The sequence below is a fragment of the Phenylobacterium sp. genome, assembly GCF_036263695.1.
Classification (GTDB): domain Bacteria; phylum Pseudomonadota; class Alphaproteobacteria; order Caulobacterales; family Caulobacteraceae; genus Phenylobacterium.
Genome location: NZ_DATAGM010000405.1, coordinates 1 through 6,302, shown reverse-complemented (window position 1 = coordinate 6,302; position 6,302 = coordinate 1). Strand labels below are relative to the sequence as shown.

Annotated in this window: 3 protein-coding genes; 2 read left to right on the top strand and 1 reads right to left on the bottom strand. The window is 68.1% G+C overall.

Annotated elements, in window-relative coordinates:
* Positions 1 to 90: 90 nt before the first annotated feature.
* Both VHK87_RS16295 and VHK87_RS16290 read left to right on the top strand, forming a co-directional pair.
* Positions 91 to 1,902: a M2 family metallopeptidase gene (locus tag VHK87_RS16295; protein WP_329635943.1), complete on the top strand. Its 1,812-nt coding sequence runs from the start codon at positions 91 to 93 to the stop codon at positions 1,900 to 1,902.
* 175 nt (positions 1,903 to 2,077) lie between these two features.
* Positions 2,078 to 3,793 carry a TadE/TadG family type IV pilus assembly protein gene (locus tag VHK87_RS16290; protein WP_329635942.1) on the top strand — a complete coding sequence of 572 codons (1,716 nt, stop codon included), beginning with the start codon at positions 2,078 to 2,080 and terminating at the stop codon, positions 3,791 to 3,793.
* Between the two features lie 46 nt (positions 3,794 to 3,839).
* On the opposite strand, the gene VHK87_RS16285 is transcribed toward VHK87_RS16290, so the two are convergent.
* A complete protein-coding gene (locus VHK87_RS16285; RefSeq protein ID WP_329635941.1) occupies positions 3,840 to 6,260 on the bottom strand; it encodes an ATP-binding protein in 2,421 nt (806 codons plus the stop codon).
* Positions 6,261 to 6,302: the final 42 nt, after the last annotated feature.

The window sequence follows — 6,302 nt, the reverse complement described above, 5'->3', positions numbered from 1 at the left end:
TTGACTGCCGTGGCTGTGGTCGGGATTGCTGCGCGCCAGCCGGCGTCGCGAGAGACGCCTTCCTGCAGTTCAAGGACGCGACGCCGACCCATGAAGAAGACGCTGCTCGCCGCCGCCGCGATCGCCGCCCTCAGCCTCGCGATCGGCGGGGCCTCCTCGGCCCAGGCGCCGGCGCGCCCGACCGCCGCCGAGGCCAAGGCCTTCGTCGATAAGGCCGAGAAGGACCTGGAGGCGGTTAGCCTCTACGTCAACAAGTCCTCCTGGGTGCGGGCGACCTACATCACCGAGGACACCCAGTGGCTCGACGCCAAGGCGAGCGGCGAGCAGAAGGAGCTGGCCACGCGGCTGGCCATGCAGGCGGCCCGGTTCGACGGCGTGCAGACCGACCCGGTCACCGCTCGCAAGCTGAAGCTGCTCAAGCTGTTCCTGACCCTGCCGGCGCCCAACCGCCCCGGCGCGGCGGGCGAGCTGGCGACGCTCGAGGCCAAGCTAGATTCCACCTATTCCACCGGCAAGTTCCAGCACGGCGGCAAGCCGATCACCCTCAACGACGCCGAGGACATCCTGCGTGAGAGCCGCGATCCGGCGGTGACCAAGGCGGTGTGGGAAGGCTGGCACTCGATCGCGCCGGTGATGAAGCCGGACTACGCCAGGCTCGTGTCCCTCGCCAACGAGGGCTCCAAGGAGCTGGGCTTCGCCGACACCGGCGCCCTGTGGCGCTCCAACTACGACATGGACCCCGACGCCTTCGCCGCAGAGACCGACAGGCTGTGGGGCCAGGTGGAGCCCTTCTACAAGAACCTGCACTGCTACGTGCGCGCCCGGCTGAACGAGAAGTACGGCGACGCCGTGCAGCCCCGCACCGGCCCCATCCGCGCCGACCTTCTGGGCAACATGTGGGCCCAGCAATGGGGCAACATCTACGACATCGTCGCCCCGAAGACCGCGTCGGAGAGCTACAGCGTCACCGACCTGCTGGTCTCCAAGGGCTACGACCCGGTGCGGATGGTGAAGACCGGCGAGAACTTCTACTCCTCGCTGGGCATCGCGCCCCTGCCGCAGACCTTCTGGGAACGGTCGATGATCACCCGCCCGCAGGACCGGGAAGTGGTCTGCCACGCCAGCGCCTGGAACCTCGACGGGCGCGACGACATCCGCATCAAGATGTGCACCAAGGTGAACTCGGAGGACTTCGTCACAGTCCACCACGAGCTGGGGCACAACTACTACCAGCGCGCCTACAAGGATCAGCCCTACCTCTTCAAGGGCGGGGCCAACGACGGCTTCCACGAGGCGATCGGCGACTTCGCCGGCCTGTCGGCCCTGACGCCGACCTACCTGCAGCAGATCAAGCTGCTGGATAAGCCGCCGGCCGCCGACCAGGACATCCCGTTCCTGCTGGACATGGCGCTCGACAAGATCGCCTTCCTGCCGTTCGGCCTCTTGGTCGACAAGTGGCGCTGGCAGGTGTTCGCAGGCCAGGTCTCGCCGGACCAATACAACGACGCCTGGTGGAAGCTGCGCACCCAGTACCAGGGCATCGTCCCGCCGGGCCCGCGCCCGGCCGACGCGTTCGATGCGGGCGCCAAGTACCACGTGCCGGGGAACACGCCGTACACGCGCTACTTCCTGGCCCACATCTACCAGTTCCAGTTCCACCGGGCCGCCTGCAAGCAGGCCGGCTGGAAGGGCCCGCTGCACCGCTGCTCGGTGTATGACCAGAAGGCGGTGGGGCGGAAGTTCAACGCCATGATGGAGATGGGCCAGTCGCGGCCCTGGCCCGAGGCGCTGGAGGCCTTCACCGGCGAGCGGCGCACCGACGCGAGCGCCGTGGCCGACTACTTCAAGCCGCTGGACGCCTGGCTGACCCAGCAGAACCGCGGCGAGAAGTGCGGCTGGTGAGGCGCTGAGACAGACGGGGCGCGGCTCTGCGCCGCGCGCCGTTAACTCTCTCCGGGACGACTTTGTTCAGCATTCCGGGTGATCCTGTTCCTGGGTAAACCTAGGATAGGGCCGGGCTGTGCACGTCAAAGGGAAGTCGCAACGGGCGTTCCCGTGGTCGGGGATCATGGGCAGGATGCTGGCGCGCCTGGGCGCCGACCAGCGCGGCGGCGCGGGCGTCGTCTTCGCCCTTATGGCCACCATGATCCTGGTCCCGATGGTCTTCATTGGCGCGAACGTGTCCGTCGCCATGGGCCAGAAGGCCAAGCTGCAGGACTCTCTGGATGCGGCGACCCTGTTCGTGGCCCGTTCGAAGATCACCGACGAGGACGAGCTGGCGGCGATGGGCGAGCGCGCCCTGAAGGCCAACCTGGAGCTCATCGGCGGCGAGCAGGCCAAGCTGCTCGAAGCCAGCTTCGTGCTCGTCGAGGACGACGACGGCGAGCGGATCGTCGGCACGGCCAAGGTACAGCCCTGGGTGCCGGTGACCTGGTGCAAGGTGCACAGCAAGGACGCCTGGTGCTTCACCTCGCGTGCGATCTCGGCCACCACAGAGGTCGTCCGGGCGATCGACAAGATCGAGGTGGCGCTGGTGCTCGACAACACCGGCTCGATGAACAACGAAACTCCGACGCGCATCTCCATCCTGCGGACCGAGGCCGCCAAGCTGGTCGACTCCCTGGCGGCGATCGGGGAGGGCGACGTGAAGATTTCGCTGGTGCCGTTCTCCAACACCGTGCGGGTCGTCGAGAACGTCGACCTCGACAACTACAACACCACCACACAAACCGCGCCCGGCCTGCCGAGCTGGATCGACCCGGTGTCGCGCAGCATGGGCGGCAATAGCTGCGGCGGGAACACTAACGGCAACAACGGCGGCGCCTACAACATGTTTGACTGCGCTGCCGACCGGTTCGCCTTGATGAAGGCTATCGGCGAGGACTGGAAGGGCTGCGTCGAGTCGCGCCAGGACGACTACGACATCTCGGAAGAAGATGACGGCACGTGGAAGTCCCGCTTCGTGCCCTATTTCTGGCCGGACCAAGGGGACGCCGTTCCGGCCGGGGACTCGAAGCGGAACAACTATCTCAAGGACGTTGATCCGAGCGCCGGCACGAGCGGCAATGACAACCAGAAGAAAAAGGCGCTTCTCACCGAGCAGAGGCGGACGGCGAAGTACACCCTTACCGGCTGGCACTCCAACCGGAAGGGCAAGACGTTTGCCCTCAACTCCGGGTTCGGCGGACCATACTACTATGGTCCGAACGCCGGCTGCGAGCTGGAGCCGCTCATCCGTCTCACGACGGACACCGACAAGATCAAGACCGCGATCGGGAAGATGAACGCCATCGGGCAGACCCACATCCCCATTGGGCTCGTCTGGGGCTGGCACACCCTTTCACCGACTAGCGTGGGCCCGTACGGCGACGGCGCTGCATACGGGGCTCAGGACACCAAGAAGTTCATCATCCTAATGACCGACGGCGACAACACCAACTATTCGCCACTCGAGACGGGCATCCAGAACACCTACAACGACAGCTACTATGGCGGTTACGGACTCGTCTGGCAGAAGATCCTGAAGGGCATGGACGAGGGCGACAGCTTCACCAAGCGCACCGAGATCATGGACGACCGCCTGATCGAACTGTGCGACGAGATCAAGGACAAGGGGATCATCATCTACACCATCGGGGTGGTGGCGAGCGCCAACTCGCAGGCCAAGCTCACCAGCTGTGCGTCCGAGCTGAAGGGCAAGAAGCTGTACTACGACGTGTCGAAGACCTCCGACCTCGGTCCGGTGTTCCAGAAGATCGCCGGGCAGATCAGCCAGATGCGGATCGCGCACTAGCAGGCTGCCTCATCGCCGGGCTTGGCCCGGCGGCCCGGCTCGTCGCCTAGGCGCTGAGCGCCTCGCCCGGCGCGCCGCGCGAGACCGAAACCGACTGCACGCAGGAGAGCAGGGCGGCCGCGGTGACCGGCTTGGTCACGTGACCGTCGGCGCCGGCCTCGGTGGAGGCCAGGGCGTGCTCGGGCATGGCGTTGGCGGTCAGGGTGTAGATCGGCATCGGCGTGCGGCCGGCCGTTCGTTCAAGGACGCGGATCTCGCGGATGGCGGTGAGGCCGTCCATGACCGGCATCTGCATGTCCATCAGCACCAGGTCGAACCGCTCCGCGGCTGCGGCCTGCACGGCCTCGGCCCCGTTCTCCACGCAGGTGAGGTCGACGCCGGCGGCCTCCAGGATCAGCTGGACCACGCGGCGGTTGGTGGGGTGGTCCTCGGCCAGCAGCACCCGCATGGCGTCCAGCGCCTCGCCCGGAGCCTCGGCCTCGGCCTCGCGAGGCGCGTGAGCCTCGCTGCGCGGCAGCGGCAGCGTCAGGGTGAAGGTGGCGCCCCGTCCGGGCGCGCCGTGGCCCTCCAGCGTCCCGCCCATGGCTTCGGCCAGCGAGCGGGAGATCGCGAGCCCGAGGCCGGTGCCGCCGAACTTGCGGGTGATCGAGCCGTCGGCCTGCTGGAAACGGGCGAACAGCCGTGCGGCGGTCTCCTCGTCGAATCCGATGCCGGTGTCGCAGACCTCGAACACCAGCCGCCCGGCCTCTTCGCGGACGTCGAGGGACACCCGCCCGGCGGCGGTGAACTTCACCGCGTTGCCCAGCAGGTTCGACAGGATCTGCCGCAGCCGCGTGGCGTCGCCCAGCCGCCAGCCCTTGGCCTGCGGTGCGACCCGGCTCTGGAAGTGCAGCCCCTTGGCCTCGGCCGAGGCCTCGAACAAGGCCGCGCAGGCGTCCACGGAGGCGGCGACGTCGAACGGCTCAGACTTCAGCTCCAGCCGGCCAGCCTCCACCCGCGCCAGGTCGAGGATGTCACTGAGCAGCGCCTCCAGGGTGGCGGCCGAGGTCTCGACGATCCCCACCATCTCCGCCTGCTTGGGCGACAGTGGGGTGCGGGCCAGGGCGCCGGCGACGCCCATCACCCCGTTCAGCGGGGTGCGGATCTCGTGGCTCATGTTGGCCAGGAACTCGCTCTTGGCCCGGTTGGCCGCCTCGGCCGCCTCCTTGGCCTTCAGGAGCTCCAGCTCCGCCCGCTTCTGCTTGTCGATGTTGCGCAGCACGCCGACGGTGCGGATCACCTTGCCATTCTCGTCCTTGATGGCCTCCACGGCCGAGTAGACCCATTGGTGGGGGCCGCTCGGCTGCAGCATCTTGTAGACCTGACGGAACGGCTCGCCGTGCCGTACGTGCCGCTCCCAGGCGGCGATCGCCGCTTCGCGGTGCTCCGGGTGCACCGCACGCCAGATGTCGCGGCTGAGGTCGTCGTAGGTGGCCGAGGGGGTGGCGGTTTCGTCGCCCGCGGCGCTGAGCTGGCGGCGCTTGTAGTCCATCTCCCACATGCGCAGCTCGCCGATCTCGAGGGCGAGCTTCAGCCGCTCCTCGGAGCGCCGCGACTCTTCAAGCGCCTCGCCCATGCCGGTGACGTCGACGCTCATGATCAACAACCCGCCGATCTCGTCGTCCGCGGTTCGCCAAGGGTTGACCTCCACCCGCACCCAGCGAGTCGAACCGTCCGGCGCCTTGATCTGCACCCGGTCGTGGTGCTCGGACCTGCCGGCCAGGCAGCGCCGGTAGACCGGTTCCCAGCGGCGGGTGTCGGGATAGGCTTCGAAGATGTTCTGGCCGATCACCTTGTCGGCCGGCTGCTGCATCCGCCAGCGGGGGCTCGCCTGGATGATCCTCAGATCGCGGTCGGTGACGCACATGGCCACCGGAGCGGAGGCGACGAAGCCGGCGACCATGCGGTCCGCGTGGGAGGCGGCTCGCGCCAGGTCCCGTTCGATGAGGTAGCGGCCGCACTCGTCGGCGGCGAGGGCGGCCAGGTCGGTCAGGTTCTCGGCCACCGTCGCATCGTAGGCGCGCGGGCCGGTGTCGGCGACGACCACCGCGCCGATGCGCTCGCCCGTGGACAGGGTGATCGGGGCGCAGGCGTAGAATCGGGTATGCGGCGGGCCGGCGACGAAGGGGTGGTCGCGGTAGCGGGCGTCGGCACGGCAGTCCTCGATCCAAAGCACCTCGTCCCGCTCCAGGGCGGAGGTCGAGATGGATTGGGCCGTCGGCAGGAAGTGCTTGGCCTGGCCGGTGACGCCGGAATGCCAGGTATGCTCCGCGCCGGCGACCACCACATCGCCGCCGACGACGCCGGCCTGGCGGCGCGCCAGGCGGGCGATGCGGGCCAGCTTGGGCCGCAGGGCTTCGAGGTCGAGCTTCTCCAGGGCGGCCAGGCGTTTCAGGTCGCCCGGGCCTGCTTTGACGCTCTCCGGCATCGCCTCTCCCCTTTGTTTTGCGGGATCATGGCTGATGCGCGT

What these genes read in the sequence shown, in the direction of transcription:
- VHK87_RS16285 (WP_329635941.1), bottom strand. Translation starts at nt 6,260, where the DNA reads ATGCCGGAGAGCGTCAAAGCAGGCCCGGGCGACCTGAAACGCCTGGCC.
- VHK87_RS16290 (WP_329635942.1), top strand. Translation starts at nt 2,078, where the DNA reads ATGCTGGCGCGCCTGGGCGCCGACCAGCGCGGCGGCGCGGGCGTCGTC.
- VHK87_RS16295 (WP_329635943.1), top strand. Translation starts at nt 91, where the DNA reads ATGAAGAAGACGCTGCTCGCCGCCGCCGCGATCGCCGCCCTCAGCCTC.